General features: G+C 61.8%; 17 protein-coding genes. 9 read left to right on the top strand and 8 right to left on the bottom strand.

Annotated features, from left to right (window positions below; translation table 11 throughout):
- Position 1 precedes the first annotated feature (1 nt).
- Positions 2-1261 (bottom strand): MFS transporter, encoded by a 1260-nt coding sequence (locus QQL24_RS15580; RefSeq protein WP_284313178.1) that lies wholly within the window; start codon positions 1259-1261, stop codon positions 2-4.
- A 67-nt stretch (positions 1262-1328) separates the two neighbouring features.
- The gene (locus tag QQL24_RS15575) at positions 1329-1715 is read right to left on the bottom strand and encodes a GFA family protein (protein ID WP_284313177.1); all 387 of its coding nucleotides are present in this window, start codon (positions 1713-1715) and stop codon (positions 1329-1331) included.
- Positions 1716-1857: 142 nt separating this feature from the next.
- Here QQL24_RS15575 and QQL24_RS36640 point away from each other — a divergent pair, with 142 nt between their 5' ends.
- Positions 1858-2493 (top strand): DUF1638 domain-containing protein, encoded by a 636-nt coding sequence (locus QQL24_RS36640; RefSeq protein ID WP_431310692.1) that lies wholly within the window; start codon positions 1858-1860, stop codon positions 2491-2493.
- Positions 2494-2663: 170 nt separating this feature from the next.
- Here the strand turns inward: QQL24_RS36640 and QQL24_RS15565 are convergent, their stop codons facing one another.
- Positions 2664-2972 (bottom strand): hypothetical protein, encoded by a 309-nt coding sequence (locus QQL24_RS15565; RefSeq protein ID WP_284313175.1) that lies wholly within the window; start codon positions 2970-2972, stop codon positions 2664-2666.
- Between QQL24_RS15565 and QQL24_RS15560 the strand changes: the two genes are divergently transcribed.
- Positions 2971-4479, top strand: coding sequence for an oligosaccharide flippase family protein (locus QQL24_RS15560; RefSeq protein WP_284313174.1), 1509 nt, complete (start codon positions 2971-2973; stop codon positions 4477-4479). The two genes, QQL24_RS15565 and QQL24_RS15560, sit on opposite strands and share 2 nt — an antisense overlap.
- On the opposite strand, the gene QQL24_RS15555 is transcribed toward QQL24_RS15560, so the two are convergent.
- Together QQL24_RS15555 and QQL24_RS15550 are read right to left on the bottom strand one after the other, a co-directional pair.
- Complete coding sequence (locus QQL24_RS15555; RefSeq protein ID WP_348536459.1) at positions 4469-5083, bottom strand: GNAT family N-acetyltransferase; 615 nt, start codon at positions 5081-5083, stop codon at positions 4469-4471. The two genes, QQL24_RS15560 and QQL24_RS15555, sit on opposite strands and share 11 nt — an antisense overlap.
- A gap of 97 nt (positions 5084-5180) precedes the next feature.
- Positions 5181-6893 (bottom strand): caspase family protein, encoded by a 1713-nt coding sequence (locus QQL24_RS15550; protein WP_284313173.1) that lies wholly within the window; start codon positions 6891-6893, stop codon positions 5181-5183.
- A 693-nt stretch (positions 6894-7586) separates the two neighbouring features.
- Here QQL24_RS15550 and QQL24_RS15545 point away from each other — a divergent pair.
- A complete protein-coding gene (locus QQL24_RS15545; protein WP_284313172.1) occupies positions 7587-8474 on the top strand; it encodes a cupin-like domain-containing protein in 888 nt (295 codons plus the stop codon).
- A 140-nt stretch (positions 8475-8614) separates the two neighbouring features.
- Here QQL24_RS15545 and QQL24_RS15540 read toward each other — a convergent pair whose 3' ends face one another.
- Entirely contained in the window at positions 8615-9178 is a 564-nt protein-coding gene (locus QQL24_RS15540; RefSeq protein WP_284313171.1) for a TetR/AcrR family transcriptional regulator, read from the bottom strand.
- A 227-nt stretch (positions 9179-9405) separates the two neighbouring features.
- Between QQL24_RS15540 and QQL24_RS15535 the strand changes: the two genes are divergently transcribed.
- Positions 9406-10083 (top strand): NADPH-dependent F420 reductase, encoded by a 678-nt coding sequence (locus QQL24_RS15535; RefSeq protein ID WP_284313170.1) that lies wholly within the window; start codon positions 9406-9408, stop codon positions 10081-10083.
- Between the two features lie 60 nt (positions 10084-10143).
- Here the strand turns inward: QQL24_RS15535 and QQL24_RS15530 are convergent, their stop codons facing one another.
- Positions 10144-12171, bottom strand: coding sequence for a DUF4139 domain-containing protein (locus QQL24_RS15530; RefSeq protein WP_284313169.1), 2028 nt, complete (start codon positions 12169-12171; stop codon positions 10144-10146).
- A gap of 487 nt (positions 12172-12658) precedes the next feature.
- Here QQL24_RS15530 and QQL24_RS15525 point away from each other — a divergent pair, with 487 nt between their 5' ends.
- The 5 genes from QQL24_RS15525 (at position 12659) to QQL24_RS15505 (ending at position 16203) form a co-directional block, all read left to right on the top strand.
- A complete protein-coding gene (locus QQL24_RS15525) occupies positions 12659-13537 on the top strand; it encodes a metal ABC transporter solute-binding protein, Zn/Mn family (protein WP_284313167.1) in 879 nt (292 codons plus the stop codon).
- Positions 13534-14319 carry a metal ABC transporter ATP-binding protein gene (locus tag QQL24_RS15520; RefSeq protein ID WP_284313166.1) on the top strand — a complete coding sequence of 262 codons (786 nt, stop codon included), beginning with the start codon at positions 13534-13536 and terminating at the stop codon, positions 14317-14319. The genes QQL24_RS15525 and QQL24_RS15520 overlap by 4 nt, the downstream gene beginning before the upstream one ends.
- 81 nt (positions 14320-14400) lie before the next feature.
- The gene (locus tag QQL24_RS15515; protein WP_284313165.1) at positions 14401-15192 is read left to right on the top strand and encodes a metal ABC transporter permease; all 792 of its coding nucleotides are present in this window, start codon (positions 14401-14403) and stop codon (positions 15190-15192) included.
- Between the two features lie 158 nt (positions 15193-15350).
- Positions 15351-15716, top strand: coding sequence for a hypothetical protein (locus QQL24_RS15510; protein ID WP_284313164.1), 366 nt, complete (start codon positions 15351-15353; stop codon positions 15714-15716).
- A gap of 43 nt (positions 15717-15759) precedes the next feature.
- On the top strand, positions 15760-16203 hold the full coding sequence (locus tag QQL24_RS15505) for an SRPBCC family protein (protein WP_284313163.1): 444 nt from the start codon (positions 15760-15762) through the stop codon (positions 16201-16203).
- Positions 16204-16444: 241 nt separating this feature from the next.
- On the opposite strand, the gene QQL24_RS15500 is transcribed toward QQL24_RS15505, so the two are convergent.
- A complete protein-coding gene (locus QQL24_RS15500; protein WP_284313162.1) occupies positions 16445-18136 on the bottom strand; it encodes a phospholipase D-like domain-containing protein in 1692 nt (563 codons plus the stop codon).
- Between the last annotated feature and the right edge of the window lie 25 nt (positions 18137-18161).

Raw genomic sequence — 18161 nt, 5'->3', positions numbered from 1 at the left:
TCTAACGTTCCAGCGCATCGGTTGTGCGATGAAACGATGCCAAGATGCGAGATCGGTAGACGCAGGCAACTATCCAGGCAGCCAAGGCAATCAGCGCTGCGATGGACAGAGACAAACGCAAGCCGATCTGTTGTGCCGTGCCACCGACTGCAAGAGTTCCAAGTCCGCCAGCAGCCTGCTGCAACAAGAAGCGCGTGCTCATCACCCGCCCTCGCTGTGCATCGTCGACCTGGAGCTGCAGGATGGAAACCGTCGCGGTTCGAGCCGTCTCGCCCGCAAACCCGAAAGCCAGCATGGCCACGACCGACCAGAGCAGGTTAGGCGATACAGCCAGCCAGCAGACAGCCAGCGTAAAAATCAAAAATGCCCAAAAGACCCGAAGCGGCGTAGCCAGGGCCGATCCTCCGTGGGCAAGCCATAGCGCCGCCAACGTCGCTCCGAGGCCTCCCGTTCCGAGCAGGACAGAGACGCCGCCGACACCCGCACCCAGCAGCGTGTCGCTGTAGGCGGGCATGAGCTGGTACACAGCCGCTAGCAGGGCGTCACCGGCCAACATCATCAGGAGCAGGGCAAAGATACCCTGATGACGAAGAATATAGCGGGCGCCTTCAGGAACATCGCGCAGGAAGGAGCGACTCCCCGACTTCCGTTGCTCATAACCCTCCGGCGTCCGAAGAAAGCTGACGACGACGAAATAGACCAGATATCCAACGACGTTGGTGGCGAAAGCCGCCACGACACCCCAGTGAACCAAGATCCACCCAGCGATCGCAGGACCGGCGAAGATCGCGAATTGCGTGTAGGAAGAGCTGACTGCGATTGCGGAGGACAGGCGCTCGCGGGCAATGAAGCGCGGCATCATGCCGTAGGAGGCGGGCACGCTGAACGCGTGGATGACCCCGTGGAGCACGGCACATACGCAAATCGCCGGCAAAGTGAGATGTCCGGTGAAGGCAAGGATGGTCAGCGCAACGGACTTGAGGAAATCAAACACATAGGCCGTCACCACCATCCTGAAACGGTCGATGCGGTCGGCCAGAACCCCACCGAGAGGCAAGAGCAGGACATTGGCGACGGTGCTGAGCAACGCGACAACCGCCAGCCATGCCGGCGAATGCGTAATTTCCCATGTCACCCACGAGAAGGCAATCTGCTGAACAAAGTAGGTGATCCAGGAGACGACGGAACCTACTGAATAGAGGCGAAAATTACGATCGGCGAACGCTTCACCAATTCCGCCGAGCCATGACTTGAATTGCATATTGTCTCATTTCAGGTTCGGACGATACCAAAGCCATGGATTTTTCAATTTGGCGCTCCTCAAGCAATTATTTGAGGGTCGATTGCTCAATGCACGGAACATCGGGAATAGCGTAGTAGTCTCCCGCCATCTTCGTATACAACTGGCTTTCCATCTTTAGTTCAGTTGCACCGTCGATGGTGCCAGCAAAAATAGAAATGTGCTGTGAGTCGGGCCTGCGCCAGAATAGATTGCTGCCGCAATTCGAGCAAAAGGCACGCTCGGCTCTCTCTGATGATCTGAACCACTTTAAGCTATTGCCTTTTATGGATATATGGCTGGACTCAGTCTGCGTGGCCGCGACATAGTGTCCACTTGTCTTTCTGCATTGAATGCAGTGACAGGCGACAATAGGGCGCAAGCTGCCCCACACCTCATAGGTGACTGAACCGCACAGGCAGCTTCCCGTCTTCATGAATTATCTCTTCATCTGTTTTCTGAAAAATATCCTCAAACTTACCTTTGGTTAAGTGACGAGGCAACGGATTACCCTTACGAAATGACAAGTTGCGTCAGTCCTCAGGAAGGTGTCGAATAGCGTCGTATTCAGCGCCGAGATGGAAGCCGTGACGGAAACAAGCCACACGTTCAGACGCAATCGCGGCGGCATCGCCATTCTCGCATGTGGTGCATTGGCCCGCGAAATCATTGATATTGTCCAATTAAATCGCTGGAAGCATGTCGATGTGCAGTGTTTGCCTGCCCATCTCCATCATCGCCCAAGCCTAATTCCGCCCGCGGTAAGGACGAAGTTGAAGGAGATGAAGCCGCACTATGATCAGATTGTCGTAGCTTATGGCGACTGCGGGACGAGCGGAGAGCTTGATGCAGTCCTCGCGGAAGCGGGTGTCGATCGTATAGCTGGCCCACACTGCTTCGCCTTCTATGATGGTATTAATCGTTTCGGCACGGATCCCGAAGATATTACGACATTCTATCTGACGGATTTCTTCTGCCGCCATTTCGAGCGATTTGTTTGGCAGGCCTTCGGTTTGAACCGTCGCTCGGACATGGTTGAGTTCGTCTTTGGCCACTACCGACGCCTCGTATACCTCGCCCAAAACGATGATGAGGACTTGCATGAACGAGCCCAGGATTGTGCCCGACGCCTGGGACTAAGCTTTGAGCGGAGACCGGTAGGATACGGTGATCTACTGCCTTTCCTCAAACAGGCAGTTGGAAGACCGAGCTGAGTGTCGCTAGGTCCCAATTTATGTAACGGCCTTATTTGTGGCATTGATTTTTGCACCCCCGCTATTCGTCCGGCCATGCGTCTAAGGGAACACGGGCAAGGTCCCATGATTGCGAGCCCGTCGCAATTTATCCAAGCAGACTCTCGCTCCACGTGAGCACGCGACCTGCATCAATCTCTGCCAAATTGAGCAGGCTTCGCAATGAAATCGGGCAAAAGCAAGCAGCGGCGGTAGCGTTCAACCTGCCCGTACTTCGCGACAATCGACCAAGGACCCGGCAGGCGGAGACTCGCCCAGGGTTTTTGCGACCGCACTGTTTTTTGAGCCGGGAACAGCTTCCCCTTTTCGATGCGCTGCTCTATGGCAAATACATCGTTCGACATTGCAATTGCGGATCGTGCAAGCTGTGAGGCGTTCCATTCGGCGCTTGTAGCAATAGCGGCTGCAGCCACCCGAAAGAGGTAGGGTTCGCCAGCCATGGCAGCTGAGAACAACGGATTATCGCGCAAGACCGCCAAGGCCGGCATCTGGACGATCGGGGCGAAAGTCATCGCCAAGGGCGTCGACTTCGTGGCGCTCCTCTTCCTGGCCCGCTTCCTGTCACCCACGGATTTCGGCGTGGTCGCCATGGCCATGACCGTCGTCTATGTGGTCGAGGCCGTCTTCGAGCTGCCGCTGGCCGCGGCCCTCGTCCGCATTCCCGACCCGACCGAGCGCATGTATGACACGGCCCTTACCCTGAGCACCCTGCGAGGGTTCCTGGTGGGCCTATTACTGGTCGTCTGCGCCTGGCCCTTGTCACGGGTCTATGACGAGGCCCGGCTCATCCCTCTCGTCCTCGTGCTGGCGCTCGCCCCGATCCAGCGCGGCTTGATAAGCCCGAAGATGACGGTTTTCGCCAGGCAGATGGACTTCCGCCGCCAGGCCGGGCTCGATGTCATGAGCAAATGCATCGCTGCGGCCGCCGCCATCCTGGTCGCCGCCCTGACGCATAGCTACTGGTCGATCGCCCTCGCCACCATCCTGACGCCTTCGGTCCTGATGGTCGGCTCCTACTGGCTGGCGCCGATACAGGTGCGCTTCACGCTCAAGGACTGGCCGATGTTTTCGGACATGGTCAGCTGGAACCTCGTCTCGCAGTTGGTGACCGCCGTCAATTTCCAGTCCGGGCGCCTGGTGCTACCGCGCTTCATCGGCCCCCACCCCTTCGGCAATTATGCCATGGCCAGCGACCTTTCCAACGTGCCCTTCCAGATCATCGCCACCCCGCTCGGCTCTCCCCTCAACGTGGCCTTTGTGGCTGCTCACCAACATGGCACGCTCAAGGAGACCTATCTCAAGGCGACCGGCGGCATTTTCATCCTGCTGGCGCCGGTCTTCTGCGTCGCGGCTTTCCTGGCCGAGCCGCTGATCCGGCTGTTCCTGGGCGCGAAATGGATCGAATCGGCGCCGATTCTCGCCGGCCTTGCCTGGGTCTGCTTCATCGACATGCTGCCATTGCCCATGCCTCCGCTGGCGGTCGCCTTGAATCAGACGCGCCGCATCGCCATCCGCAACGTGAAGCAGGCGCTGTTCTTCTTCCCCGCCACCGTGATCGGCGCGTGGGCCTGGGGTGTTCCAGGGGCCATCGGCGCGGCTATCGTGAACGCGATCTTCGTGACCTTCCTCAGCATGCAGGACGTCAGGGCCATGACGTCGGCCACACTGCGCGAACAAGTGGTTTCGCTGGCCGGCCCCTGCGCCGCCGTCGCGGTCTGCACCCCCATCCTGATCTATGGCAACATGCTGATGAGCGGACAGCAGAATATCCTGCTGCTCGCCGCCTATCTCGCCGTGACGGGCGCGCTCTACATGGGCGTCTATTTCGCCATCATCTACGGCCTCGGCGTGGTGTTCAAGGAACAGGACAATGCCGAGAACCTGGTGCGCCAGTTCGTGCATATCGGCTTGGTGCGCCTTGGCCTGAGGCGCCCCGTCAGGCCTTGAAATCGGCCAGCGGCACATGCGGCGCTGCTTCGCGCGGCAGATGTCCCGTCAGCCGTGGATCAGGCTGCAGCTCCACCATGAACTGATAGGGCTGGAAACCCGAGCGGCGATAGAAGTCGACCGCCGCAGGGTGGTCGAGGGTACAGGTGTGGACCCACAATCGCTCGATCGGCTTCGCCCACGCCCTGCGTAGCGCCTCGTCCATCAGGAAACGCCCGGCGCCCTGGCCGATCGCCTCCGGAACCAGGCCGAAAAAGGCCAGCTCGCATTCGCCTTTCTGGCGGAAATCGAGCTCGAGCAGGCCGAGTTTCCGGTGGGTGCCGGAGAGCGTATAGACCTCGACCTCCGGGCTTTCGAGAATGTCCCTGAGCTTGTCATCCGCCATCAGCAGGCGCGAGCACCATAGCCAGTCCTGCCCGACAGCGCGGAAGAGAGCCCGATAGGCAGCGATGTCAGGCTCCTCCATGCGCGTGAGCGTCAGCGGCTGCTCCATGGGGCGCGCGGCACGGGGCCTCGGCTTCTCCCGCATCTCGAGGCAGGTCACGACATTGGCGAGCATACCGGCAGGAACGGAAGCGTAACCGGGGGAAAGCGTGGGCATCATGAGCAGAGCAGGGTCCGAAGGGAGCAAGAAGAACGCCCTTCCTATCCCACCGCCCCTCTCATTCCAAGGGCAGGCCCGGCCGCCGCCTCCCCGGACCTCAATCCTTCTCCACCGTATTCACCTCCGACTGCGAGCGGTCACGCCAGGTGAGCTGGACGCTGATCGACTTCGTATTGGGGGGCACCTTCAGGTAGGTCTTGGCATTGTTGGGAATCTCAAACGGATCCTTGGTGTTGCAGACCGGCAGGTCGAAGCGCGTCAGCGGTGGAGCGCCATTGAGGCCGTAACGCACCTCTGTGATGGCGCAGCGATAGCTGAGCAGCGTGGTGAAATAGACCAGGGTGCCGTTGAAATCGCGGAACTCCACCCAGCTTCCCGAGATCTGCTCGAGGTTCTGGCGCTGGTTCTGGTAGAGCGCCACGTCGGGATCGAAGCGGATCGGGAACGGACCGACATCGGTGCCGTCGGCGGTACGGTAGCGCACCTCGATGACGCCGGCGGGCGCGCGCGGCGACAGGGGGAAGGACGGGTTGGGCATGCGCGCCCCGGTGCGCTGGTCGAGCACGTCGAGGAGCCCGGTCTCCTTGAACTCGCCGGCCTCGCCCATCCGGTAGGCCAGCGCCGTGGCGGGTTCCGGCAGGGAGATGGTTACCGTCCAGCCGGAATTGGAGCGCATGAAGCTGGCAATCGGCGCGCGGGCGAGAGGCTGCTGCGTTTTGTTGCCGAGCTTCGAATCGGGCTGCAGCAGTGCGAGCTGCGTGTCGGTCGGGGTGCCGCCCTGCTGCACATTGAGCGCCTTAGCGGGGTCGCTGCCGGGCGGATTGGCCTGGTTGCGGACGGCGATCTTGGCTTCCTTGTTGCCGATCATTACGCCGGCGCCGATCTGAGTGCCCGAGCCGATCTGCACGCCCGCGCCCGCCTGAGTCTGGCCGGTGATGTTGATCTGCGTCTTGATGTTGGGGCCGACGGTACTCCTCGCCTCGGTGCCTGCGGTCTGCGGGCCCGCTTGCGCCGCAGCATCCGAGAGCACGACGTCGCCGATGACCTGATCGTAATAGGCTGGCGTCTGGTCATGACCTACGCTGGCGGCAAGCGCTCTTACGTCGACCTGCGTCTTCTTGGCGATCTCGACCAGCGTCTGGCCGGGCTTGGCCAATTCGTTCAGGAAGCTGCGGGTGAAGACGGAATTGGGGTTGCCGTCCTGGTCGGACAGGCGGTCGAGCGCCTCCTGCTTGGCGCCGGCCGACATCAGGACGAAGACGCCTTCGGGCGCATCGACCCGGGCGAGGCCGCGGCCAAGCGCCGCCGAGCGCGAGAAATTGTTGGCGAAGGGATTGTCGCGACAGGCATCGAGCACCAGGACGGCAACACCCGCACCGCGTTGGCGGATGCCGTCGATGATGCGCCCCACCGGGAAGGAGGCGTCGCGGATCAGGTCTTCCTGGTTGGCCTGCGCTGCCGGCACATCCGTGGGCAGCAGGTAATTGGTGCCGTCGATTTCGAAGCCGTGGCCGGCATAGAAGAAGAGCGCGCGGTCGCCCGGCTGGATATCGGCATCGAAGGCGACGAGGGCGCGGCTGAAACCACGCTGGTCGACATTCTCGGCGCGCCTGACCACATAGCCGAGCTTTTCGAGCTCGTCGCCGATCGCCTGCGCATCATCAACGGCCTTCTGCAGCGAAGTAACGTTGGCATAGCTGTCGTTGCCAACCACCAGAGCCAGATTGCGGGCCGGTGCTGCGTCGAGGGCCCAGGCAGACAGGCCGAGCGCCAACAGGCAGCCCATCAGAAAGCGGACAGGATGGCGCATCGTTCCCTCGAGAAAATCGGATCCGGCGAAATATAATTTACGCAGAACGGAATGCATCAACTTTCTGCCCTCTGCCGTGTGCCGGCGCACATCGGGCCGGCGGCCGGACTCGAAACAACGCCCTTCCTGTTTGTATCCTGGCATCGCAGCCGAACGCTCGAATGCCATGCTTCCTGCCACCTGCCCCGGCTTTCCCAGCCTCAGCGAAAGAGCCGGCCAATCCGAAACCAAATCAGCGCCGCTCGTATGACGCAAGGTTCATTTTTGATCTCGCCAGACACGTAAGCATAGATTGAAAATAAGAACCTAGACAGAAATTTCATAGGCGATATGGCGCCATAAAATAAAATATATCTTTCTATTTCTGCATATAAATAGAACCTAAAGCTCATAGTTGAATACAGCGATTCTCTAAATAATACAAATATTACTCAACGTTATGTGAAAGCTTATCGGGAAGAATACCGATAGTAAACTCATTATAATTTGGGTATTTATTGTCCACTCGGAAAGCACGCCGCTCGCCTACGACTTATGGATGATATCTTCAAGCAGGATCTCCTCCGAAAATCTTACTTAATAATCGTCGAAATCGACCCGCTTCTCTCTCGCCGTAGAGGCAAATATTTGCGATATTCTCCTGAGACATACCTATTTCGCGCGCTGAAATCTAATGGGGTTAGGATAAGTCTAATGCTGGACAGGCCGTCGACTATTCAAAGCCTTAGTGGGTGGACCACGATCGAGCCGATCGAAGAATGCCGCAAGATGCTCCACAATAATGCCTTCGTGGTGCACCATGCCCTTGCTGGCCATCCCCTGTTTACAGTCGAAGCTTTGGCCAAGGTTGCAGAAGAAGCGGCCAAGCGAAAGGACGATCTTTACTGGGATGCAGGTAATCTTTCGATAACCGATAAATGGGGCGCGGTTCCCAAGCCTGATATGACGATCCGCGAAGTCATCGACCGCATCGAAACAGCCGGTGCCTGGATGGTGATGAAGCATGTCGAGGTCGATCCGCGCTACAAAGCGGTTCTCGACGAATTCGACGCCTTCGTCCGCGAGATTGCCGGGCCGGAAGGCTCGAAGCTCCTGAGCAACACCGAGATGCTGGTGTTCATCACCTCGCCGAACCGCAAGACGCCCTATCATTTCGACGCCGAAGTCAATTTCCTCACCCAGATCCAGGGCTCGAAGGACATCTGGGTCTGCCCGCCGCACGACCGGACGGTAACCACCGAGGACGAACTCGAGCGCTATTATGCCGTGACGACGGGCGCCGGAAACTACAAGCCGGAGGCCGAACGGACGGCGCGTAAATTCGTGCTGCGCCCGGGCGAAGCCATCCATCTGCCCGTGCATGGTGCCCATTGGCTGCAGAACCACAACGACGTCTCGGTCGGGCTTGCCCTCAACCTGGAATTTCCGAAGTGGATGTATGCCGACATCTACCGCGCCAACTACTTCATGCGCCGCATGGGCCTGAAGCCTCGCCCGCCCGGCGGTTCGAAGATCGTCGACCGCTCAAAGGCAGCGGCGATCGGCGCCCTGCGCCAGGTCCGCTCGATCGTGAAGCGATAGAGTCTGCGTTCAGATGTGATTTCTACAAGGGCCGGTGTTCTCGCCGGCCCTTTTTCTTGATGCCACGGGTCCCCTCTTCTCGATGCCCTCCGTCTCTGCTGCCCCGCGCCGCTCGAGGCAAGAGGATCGAAGGCACGGCGTCATTGCCGAGCAGCCCTCACCAGAATACGCGCCGCTTCGGCCAGATGCAGCACCGGCGCCTGCTTGCCGAACATACGGGACGAGGCCCAGGCTCCCTCGATGAGCAAATAGAGCTGTTCGGCCAGCGCGCGCGGCTCCGCCGCATCGGCCTCCACCGCCAGGTCCTCCAGCCGGGCCAGCACCCGCTTCTTGGAGGCCAGGGCGATGGCATGATTGGGATGGTCGAGCGCCGGGAATTCCAGCGCGGTGCCCTGGAAGGTGCAGCCCAGGCATTCCGGCTGGCGGGCGAGCCCCATCACGGCCTCGAAAAGCGCCTGGATCGGATCTGCCGCCTCGGCCACCGCCTTGTCCATCCAGGCGGCCATATAATTGTCCGCCCGATTGAGCCAGGCGGCGATCAGGTCATCCTTGGCAGGGAAATGCTTGTAGAATGTCGCCTTTGCCACTCCGGATTCGGCAATCAGGCGGTCGACGCCAACAGCGCGAAAGCCTTCTCCGAAGAACAGCGCGCCTGCTACAGCGAGAATTTTTTCGCGCGGCGAGACAGCATCTTTTCTTGACATGTAGACAGACCTGTCTTTATGTTGACGTATATAGACGAACCTGTCTGTCTATACCACACTCCCGAGGAATGGAAAGCCGGTCCCCTTGACGAGACGCGATCTCCCTTTGAAGGAAGTGTCGAGGTTTCCAGCATCAAAAGTCTTTTCGAAACAATAGTTTGGGGCGAATGCCCGGGCCTGAAATCCAGAGGCGCGGGAGCGTCGTTCATCACCGAAGGAGATGAGTAATGAAGATCGGCATTATCGGTTCGGGTGTGGTCGGCCAGACCCTCGGCGCCGCACTCAAGGAAAAAGGCCATGACGTCGTGCTCGGTGTTCGCGAGGTCAGCGAGACGGAGCTCGACAAGCCGCGCGGCCAGGCCGAGAGCCTGCGGGCCTGGACGACGAAGACAAAGGCCCCTGTCGTCACCTTCGCCGAGGCGGCCCTCTTCGGCGAGATCCTGTTCAACGCCACCGGCGGAGGCGTCTCGTTGCAGGCCCTCGCCATCGCCGGGAAGGCCAATATTGGCGCCAAGATCCTGGTCGATGTCTCCAATCCCGGCGACTTCTCGACCGGCGTGCTGACCTCCTTGCCCCACCTCACCAACACCACTTCGGTCGGCGAGGAGATCCAGAAGGCCTTTCCGACGGCGCGGGTGGTGAAGACGCTGAACAGCGCCTATATCGGCGTCGGCGTCGATGCCTCGAAAGTGGCCGATGGTGGCGGCGACATGTTCATCGCCGGCAACGACGCCGACGCCAAGGCCGTCGCCGAGGCCTTGCTCAGGCGCGACTTCGGCTGGAAGACCGTCGTCGATCTCGGCGACATCGGCGGCGCCCGCGCCATGGAGCAGTTCCTCATCCTGTGGTTCCGCCTCTACACGTTGCGCGGCACGCCGCTGTTCGGGGTGAAGATCGTGACGTGAGAGAGGTAAAAAAGGGCGGCATTCCCGCCGCCCTTCCGAATGTCTCCAGTGAGCCCCCCCTTAAAGCGCCCGCACCTTGTCGCCGAGCACCTTGCGGGCCGTCTCGGCCTTGGTCTGGGCGGCCTTGATGGCGTCGTCGAGCTGATCGAGCGCTTTCTCCTGGGCGAGCATCTTCTGCGAATAGAGCCGGGCGAGATCCGAGCCCTGGGGCGCAGCGCTGAGATTCTGGCGCAGGCGCTCCTGATCCTGCGTGATGCCCTCGCGCTGTTCCTGCAGGCGGCTGACTTCGGCCTGGGCCGCGTCGCTCGTCTTGGCCGCCTCAGCGACCACGGCAAGGCGCGCCTTGGTCTCGTCGTCGATGCCGGGGGCCGCTATCAGCGCCTCGATGCGCTGGCTCGTCAGGTCCGAAATCTCAATCGCCTCGACCATCGGCCGCTCCAGCGTCACCTTGTACTGCTTGGACTTGTTCGCCTCGACATCGAAGCGCAGCCGGTAGGCACCACCCGCAATCGTGGCCTCCTCCGGCTTGGGCTCGACCAGCGTCCAGTCGGCCTGGCGCGGCTGTTCGATCACCATGTGGCGCAGGTCCGGCGTGCCGTTCTTGACGCGATAGGTCGTGGTCTGGCGCATGCGGCTCTCGATCTGCAGCGTGCCGTCGAGCATCTTGATGCGGGTGATGGCGGAGGCCGAATCCGCCTCGCTGTCGACAAGCACCTTCTGGTCGGCGCCGAAGCCGATCAGGCGGAAATCGCCGGCCGGCAGCAGCGGGAACTGCGATTCGCCGGAGAAGAGCGGGCCGGCGTCCGTGGCCTCGTAGATGGTGGCCGAGCCGGCCGGCAGGGAAGTCGCGCCGTCATTCGTAAGCGTGAGCGCCTGCAAGGGGTTGCGGCTGCCGCCCTGATACCAGGCCACCGCCTGCGAGGGCACTTTGAGATCGACGAAGGGGATGGTCAGGCTGTCGCCCGCACCAACGCTGACCGGCGTCGACAGCTGGAAGCTTGCGCCGGCGGCATTCTCCTCGGCAGCGCTGCCCGAGCCCTGGGCCTGGGACAGGTCAACGGTCTGATCGGCCGCCCCGACGCCTCCCTTCTGCATTCGCATTTGGGCAGGACGGGGTGCAGCCGCTGCCATCGGGGCTGCAGGAGCCAGGTCATACTGCACACCTCCCGCTGCCTCTGGTGCTGGAGCCACCTCCTGCTGACCCGCATCGGTCTTCGGCAAGGCGGTGCGGCTTACAGGCGGCGCGATGGTCTGGCGCGCCACGTAATAGGGATCGTAGAGCGCCTGGCGGAAGGTCACGGGCGCCGCGGAGGACAAGGTCACCTGCACGTCCTTCCAGGGATTGCCTGTCATGTTCTCCAGCACGACCCAGCCTTGCAGCCGAGCCTTGTCTTCGCCAGCCTTGGGTAGCGTCAGGCGGTAGGCAGCCTTCCACACCGGCGCCTCGGCGACATAGCCGACCCGCACCGTGCGCTTGCCGCCCTCCGCAAGCTGGATGGTGATGTCGCGGCCGGAGCGGTCCTGCGCCGTGCGCAAGGCCTTCAGCGCGCTCTCGACCTGCTCGCCGAGGCGGGCATCGGCAAATTGCAGCCCCTCGGCCTCCTCGAGGATGAACTGCTCCATCGAGGTGCCGGTGAAGACGGAGACGCGCGTGCGCGTCATGGTGCCGCCGTCCTTGCCGGTGACGGTCTCGCTTTGTACGCTAGCGATACGCCCGGAAATGCTGCGCGGCCCGGTCAACTTGATCTCGGCACCCTTCAGGGCCGAGATCAGTGCCGGCATCGAGTCGAGATCGGACTTGGCGAAGGGGAGCGAGGCGAAGACCTCGTCGGAGCCCGCCTTGCCCGGCAGCGTGGCCGAAGCAGTGCCGGCCGGATCGAGGATCAGCACGCTTTTCAGGATGTCGTCGACCTGGTCGAGCCGGGCACGCAGGGTGAGCGTGTCCTTGCCGGTGACCTCGGCCGTATATTCGAAATAGCCGACGCCGCCCGTGCCGAGCACGGCGCGCTTGAGGACGAGGTCGGCAGCCTGGGCCGTACCGGCGAGCATGGTCGAGGCCATCAGGAGAAGGAGGATCGGAGAGCGCATGGGAAGCCCTTGTTTGAGAGTCGCGCAGCTATCGGGGCTCCTTGTATCAGGCATATGAGTCCCGAAGGGTGTAATCGGCGATACAACCATGAGACGCAGCAAGAGCACGATTGGCACAATGGGAGCGTGAAAATTCTTTGGGATTGCTCATGAGAAGAAGGCGCGCCGCAAGCCTCCCCCACGAAGCTGGGGGAGGTGGCTGAACGCAGTGAGGTCGGAGGGGGTGTGGTCAGAAAGGGGTGGGGAAGCACCAACCTTGGATTCATTTCCCGCGCCCTATCCTGGCCACACCCCCTCCGTCATTGCTCCGCAATGCCACCTCCCCCAGCTTCGTGGGGGAGGCTTCACGGCGCGCCCTTTCCCTCGCCTCCGCACCCTTCCTTCCTCCCGCATTGACATTCGCCCCGCACGCCCCTAAACGAAGTTTTGTTATAACATAACATTTATTGCCCTGGGCCTCGGCCCTGCCCGTCTCATGGAGAGCATGATGCGTTCCCTTCTATTCGGCGCCGCCCTGCTGGCGCTCGGCTCGGTATTGGCTGGCCCGGCTCTCGCGGCCGACAAGGTGAAGATCGTCGCCGCCGAGAATTTCTATGGCGACCTCGCCACCCAGATCGGCGGCGACCACGTCGACGTCACCTCGATCCTGTCCAATCCGGACGATGACCCGCATCTGTTCGAATCGAGCCCCTCCACCGCCAAGGCGCTTTCCAGCGCCGGGATCGTCGTCTATAACGGCGCCGACTACGATCCCTGGATGGATAAGCTGCTCTCCGCTTCCACCAATGCCGATCGCAAGACCATCGTCGCCGCCGATCTCATCGGCCGCAAGAGCGGTGACAATCCGCATCTTTGGTACGATCCCAAGACCCTTCCGGCGGTGGCGGCGGCGCTCGCCGACGAGCTCGGCAAGCGCGACAGCGCCAATGCGCAGACCTACAAGGCGAACCTCGCCAGCTTTGATGCCTCCTTTGCCGCGTTGACGAAACAGGCCGAGGCGCTCAAAGCTAAGTATCAGGGCACGCCTGTCACGGCGACGGAGCCGGTCTTCGGCTATATGGCTGAAGCCCTGGGTTTCAAGATGCTGAATTATGACTTCCAGGTCGCGATCATGAACGATACCGAACCGAGCCCGAGCCAGGTGGCTGGCTTCGAGAAGAGCCTCAAGGATGGCTCGGCCAAGATCCTGTTCTACAACAGCCAGGTCAGCGACGAGACGACCAAGCACCTGTTGCAGCTCGCCAGGGACAACAAGGTGGCGGTGGTGGGCGTGACCGAGACCGAGCCGGCCGGCAAGACGATCCAGACCTGGTTCGGCGGCCAGCTGAAAGAGGTCGGGTCCGCCCTCGACGGTCTGACGCAGTGAGTGCTATCGGCTTCGAGAAAGTCAGCCTGACGCTGGGGAGACGCCGGATCCTGTCCAGCGTCTCCTTTTCCATTGCCGAAGGCCAGTTCGTCGGCGTGCTCGGCCCGAACGGCGCCGGCAAGACCACGCTGATGCGCGCTGTGCTCGGCCTGGTCACGCCGCAGAGTGGGCGGATCAGCGTGCTCGGCGAGACACCGCGCCGCGGCGATCCCAGGATCGGCTATATGCCGCAGATGCGCAGGAGCGCCGCCCAGCTCAGCCTCAGCGGCTATGAGCTGGTGCTCGGCGCCGTCGGCGGCACACGCTGGGGCTGGCCCTTCGCCTCAGCCGCCGACAGGGAGGCCGCCTGGGCGGCGATCGAGCGCGTGGGTGCCACCGATCTTGCCCGCCGGCCGATCTCGCAGCTCTCGGGCGGCGAGCGCCAGCGACTCCTGATCGCGCAGGCCCTGATCGGCGATCCCCACCTGCTGCTGCTCGACGAACCCCTGGCCAGCCTCGACCCCGCCCATCAGCGCGGCATCGTCGAGCTGATCAAGGAGGTGGCGGTCGAACGCGGCATCGCCGTGCTGTTCTGCGCGCACGAGATCAACCCGCTGCTCAACGCCGTCGACCAGGTGCTCTATCTCGGCAATGGCCGCGCCGCCATCGGCACGGTGAACGAGGTGGTGAACCGGCATGTGCTTTCCGACCTCTACCGCACGCCCATCCACGTCGCCCGCGTCAACGGGCGCATCTTCGTGATGGCCGAGGAAGGTGAGCTCGAAAGCCATGTGCATGAGTAGCGGGGGGCGGGTCTTCAGACCCGCCTTCTGATAGGGTTTACGTGAAGGCGGGTCTGAAGACCCGCCCCCCGAGAGTGACTGATGTTCGAGTATGAATTCATGCGCAACGCCTTCGTGGCGTGCACTATCGTCGGCATCGTGGCCGGCGCCGTCGGCTATTTCCTGGTGCTGCGCGGCGAGACCTTTGCCGGCCATGCCCTCGCCCATGTCGGTTTTCCCGGCGCGACAGGCGCGGCCCTCATCGGATTTTCTCCCTTCTTCGGACTCACCGTCTTCACGGTGCTTGCCGGCATCGGCATCGGGCTGCTCGGTGAGCGCGCGCATCGCGATGTCGCCATCGGTATCGTGCTGACGCTCTCGCTCGGCATCGGCCTCCTGTTCCTGCATTTCTACACCGCCTATGCCGGCGCGGTGACCAGCCTGCTGTTCGGCAATGTCCTCGGCGTGAGCCAGGTGACGGTGTGGATCCTGGCCGGGCTCGGCCTCGCCTGCCTGGTCGGGCTCGCCGTCATCGGCCGCCCCCTCACCTTCGCCAGCCTGCAGCCGGAGCTCGCCGAAGCCAAGGGCGTGCGGCTGGAACTCATCTCGGCCCTCTTCATGGTGATCGTCGCGGTGACCACGGCCGAAGCCATGCAGATCGTCGGCGTGCTGCTGGTCTTCGCCCTGATGGTGGCGCCGGCCGCCGCGGCCATGCACCTCACGCAGCGCGTCTATCAGGGCGTCGCCCTTTCGGTGGCGATCGCGGTGATGACCGCCTGGATCAGCCTCACCCTCGCCTTCTATACGGATTGGCCGACCAGCTTCTGGATCACCGCGCTCGGCTCACTCGTCTATCTCGCCGCCACGCGGGTCCGCACGAGACGGGTGCGGTAGGGCAGCATTAGCCCGAAGCTGGCGAGACGCGGAGGCTTGACCTAAGGTTGCCGACGCCCCGAGAAATCTCATGCCGCTTGTCGGATCGGCCATGCGTCGTTCGTCCTCGGAGCATGGACCGGCAATTCAACCGCGATCCACAGAGGAGAGGAAACCGCATGAGCCAGAACGATACCTACCTTGCCGTCTTTCTCGGCAATAAGAACAATCCGCGCATGCAGGCATGGATGGCGCTTCCCGAAGCCAAAAGGCGCGCTAGGGAGCAGGAGGGCATCGCAGCCTGGAAAGCCTGGGCCGAAAAGCACCAGGCGGTGGTTGCCGCGATGGGCGGGCCGCTCGGCAAGACCAAGAAGGTCGGCGAACGCGGCATCGCGGATGTGAGCAACGAGCTGGGCGCCTTCATGGTCGTGCGGGCGGAATCGCACGAAGCCGCCGCCAGGCTGTTCGAGAACCATCCGCATTTCACGATCTTCCCCGGCGAGTCCGTGGAAATCATGCCGGTTCTGCCGATACCCGGCGCCTGACCGGTCGCACCATTCGTTCCATCACCTCATGAGGTAAACAAGCATGCCGAGCACCATACGCTTGCATCGCGTCCTGGCGACGAGCCCGGAGAAAGTCTATCGCGCCTTCATCGAGGCGGACGCCCTCGCCAAATGGCTTCCGCCCAACGGTTTTACCTGCACGGTGTACCATCTTGAAGCGAAGGTCGGCGGCACGTTCAAAATGTCGTTCCGGAACTTCACCACGGGCGCCAGCCACGCCTTTGGCGGCGACTATCTCGAGCTCGTTCCGGGTGAGCGCATTCGCTACACGGACAAGTTCGACGATCCCAACCTGCCCGGCGAGATGCACGTGACCGTGGCGTTGAAGAAAGTCTCCGTCGGTACCGAAGTGAACATCGAGCAGGCAGGCATACCGGACCTCATTCCACCCGAGGCCTGCTATCTCGGCTGGCAGGAATCGCTGAAAAACCTGGCGCGGCTCGTCGAACCCGAGATCAATCAATAGTGCGTCTTACCTTCAGATCGAAGCACCAAGAATCGCAAAATGCTTTCGATGCCAATGCGCTAATTTGGAAATCCGCTCCTACCTGAACGCATTTTGCTTTTGCGTGTCAGGACCGTGCCAAGCTGCCGGTACAGGCGGCCTGGCCGATCTGACGCCTTCCGGCCCCATAGGCACCCCCTTGGGAACCAACTTTGCGGAGGCCCCTCGCCTGCCTGATCGGGCTCGCGGTCGTCTGCCCCCGTCAGTGCGAGAACAGCAGCCGGTCGCGCGCCTGCTGGCTGTTGGCGACATAGAAGTGCTCGAACCAGGCCGGCTCGCCGCTGAGCGCCGTCGGCTTGGCCAGGACCAGTTCCGTCGGCGTCGAGGCGGCCTGCATCGCCGAGCGGAAATGCAGGTGGTCGAAGAGCTGCAGTGCGTTGATGGCAAAGGCGGTGGCAACGCGCTGGTCCTCGATCAGCACCAGATTGTCACCATTGTTCTTCTCCCCGCTCGGCGACAGGTTCGAGGAGCCGGTGAACACCTTCGCCGTGGGCAGGTTGAAATCGGTGACCACGAATTTGTTGTGCTCACGGATGCCATTGCCGCCTGCCCATTCCTGCTTGAACGGCTCGGGCGTATGAGCGGCGAGATAGGCAAAATCGACGAGGCCCACCGAGCCATCGGGCTTCTTGATCTCCAGCTTGGTGTTGGAATCGACGACGCCGTAGCTGAAGAGATCCTTGCCCATCAGCCTGTCGATCGCCTCACGCGTCGGGCCCGAGCGGATCTGGTTGAGGAAGGCGATGGCGAAGAACACCGAGGAGGTCGCCTGGTCGATGGCGTTGCCGACGGGCACGAGCGACAGGTTTGTATCCGCATGGGGCGAAAAGCAGAAGCTCGCCTTCGGCTTGCCATCCGGCGCCACGGAGTGCCACCCTGTGCTGATGGGATCCGAGGCGAAGCCCGTGCCGCCGGCGAAAGCGAGATCGAAGCTCTTGGCGAACAGGCCGGCGGCATCGCTTGAATGGAAAACCAGCGCGTTGTTCGCCTGGATGTAGATGCCCCTGAAACTGAAATTGGTCGAGCCGAACAACACCTTTTCGGGCTGGCCATTGCGGCGGACGATGAAGACCTTGTTGTGCTGCAGGGTGTGGAAATGCATGCGCTTGACGTTGCCGGCGCCGGCGGAAGCCTGCAGCCGGGCAGCGGCCTGGCTTTCGTCACTGTCGGCGTCGCGATGGCCCGCGGAATCGTCGATGACCGCGCGTACCCGCGCGCCGCAGGCTTCGAGCCGGGCCAGTATATCCGGCTCGTTGAAGTCGTAAGCGAAAACATCGAGGGAGAGGCTGGTGTCGTTCTTCACCTCATCGAGGATGCCGAAGATCAGGTCATAGGCTTCGAAGCCGAGCCATTGATAGACGTCGCCGGCAACCTTGTTGAAGCCAAGCCCGCTGTCCCCTTTGCCGGGGATGACGTTCTGGGCACCGTGATACTTGTCCTCATAGGCCTGCGAGGAGGCGAAACTGCGGGTGAAACCGATGTCGAGATAGTCGCCGTAAACCATCCGGCTCAGCGAAATACCGAGGTCGGTCACCTGAACGCCGGCGTGCAATGCACCGTTGCCATCCATATGCAGCTTGGTGACACGATAGAGATAGATCCCGTCCTGGGGATCCCTTGGAAAGTGGATCCAGCGGAATTTCTGGAACGGCGCGGAGGTCGAATCGTAATTCCGGTAGCCATCCACCCCAGTGGGCGAGGCGGTATAATCGAAGTTCAGCCTGTTCTTCAAAGCTTGATATTGCGCATCCCCCGGCGCCTTCACCTCGATGGAGAAACCGACGAAATCGGGCTCGGGATTGGCGACATCCATGCCGATCAGGCACATGCGCTCCCCACGCCAGAGCTTGACCGACAAATTCCCGGACTGCGCGGCATTCATGAAGTCGTCCATGTCGAGTGACTCCTTGGATAGGCAC

This window comes from Labrys miyagiensis, assembly GCF_030160835.1.
GTDB classification, from domain to species: domain Bacteria; phylum Pseudomonadota; class Alphaproteobacteria; order Rhizobiales; family Labraceae; genus Labrys; species Labrys miyagiensis.
This window is presented reverse-complemented; position numbering and strand designations above follow the sequence as displayed.

Coding starts and splice junctions, on each gene's coding strand:
- QQL24_RS15575 (WP_284313177.1), bottom strand. CDS start 1,715: ATGAAGACGGGAAGCTGCCTGTGCGGTTCAGTCACCTATGAGGTGTGG.
- QQL24_RS15550 (WP_284313173.1), bottom strand. CDS start 6,893: ATGCGCCATCCTGTCCGCTTTCTGATGGGCTGCCTGTTGGCGCTCGGC.
- QQL24_RS15555 (WP_348536459.1), bottom strand. CDS start 5,083: ATGATGCCCACGCTTTCCCCCGGTTACGCTTCCGTTCCTGCCGGTATG.
- QQL24_RS15565 (WP_284313175.1), bottom strand. CDS start 2,972: ATGGCTGGCGAACCCTACCTCTTTCGGGTGGCTGCAGCCGCTATTGCT.
- QQL24_RS15500 (WP_284313162.1), bottom strand. CDS start 18,136: ATGGACGACTTCATGAATGCCGCGCAGTCCGGGAATTTGTCGGTCAAG.
- QQL24_RS15545 (WP_284313172.1), top strand. CDS start 7,587: ATGCTGGACAGGCCGTCGACTATTCAAAGCCTTAGTGGGTGGACCACG.
- QQL24_RS15505 (WP_284313163.1), top strand. CDS start 15,760: ATGCCGAGCACCATACGCTTGCATCGCGTCCTGGCGACGAGCCCGGAG.
- QQL24_RS36640 (WP_431310692.1), top strand. CDS start 1,858: ATGGAAGCCGTGACGGAAACAAGCCACACGTTCAGACGCAATCGCGGC.
- QQL24_RS15535 (WP_284313170.1), top strand. CDS start 9,406: ATGAAGATCGGCATTATCGGTTCGGGTGTGGTCGGCCAGACCCTCGGC.
- QQL24_RS15515 (WP_284313165.1), top strand. CDS start 14,401: ATGTTCGAGTATGAATTCATGCGCAACGCCTTCGTGGCGTGCACTATC.
- QQL24_RS15530 (WP_284313169.1), bottom strand. CDS start 12,171: ATGCGCTCTCCGATCCTCCTTCTCCTGATGGCCTCGACCATGCTCGCC.
- QQL24_RS15510 (WP_284313164.1), top strand. CDS start 15,351: ATGAGCCAGAACGATACCTACCTTGCCGTCTTTCTCGGCAATAAGAAC.
- QQL24_RS15525 (WP_284313167.1), top strand. CDS start 12,659: ATGCGTTCCCTTCTATTCGGCGCCGCCCTGCTGGCGCTCGGCTCGGTA.
- QQL24_RS15540 (WP_284313171.1), bottom strand. CDS start 9,178: ATGTCAAGAAAAGATGCTGTCTCGCCGCGCGAAAAAATTCTCGCTGTA.
- QQL24_RS15580 (WP_284313178.1), bottom strand. CDS start 1,261: ATGCAATTCAAGTCATGGCTCGGCGGAATTGGTGAAGCGTTCGCCGAT.
- QQL24_RS15560 (WP_284313174.1), top strand. CDS start 2,971: ATGGCAGCTGAGAACAACGGATTATCGCGCAAGACCGCCAAGGCCGGC.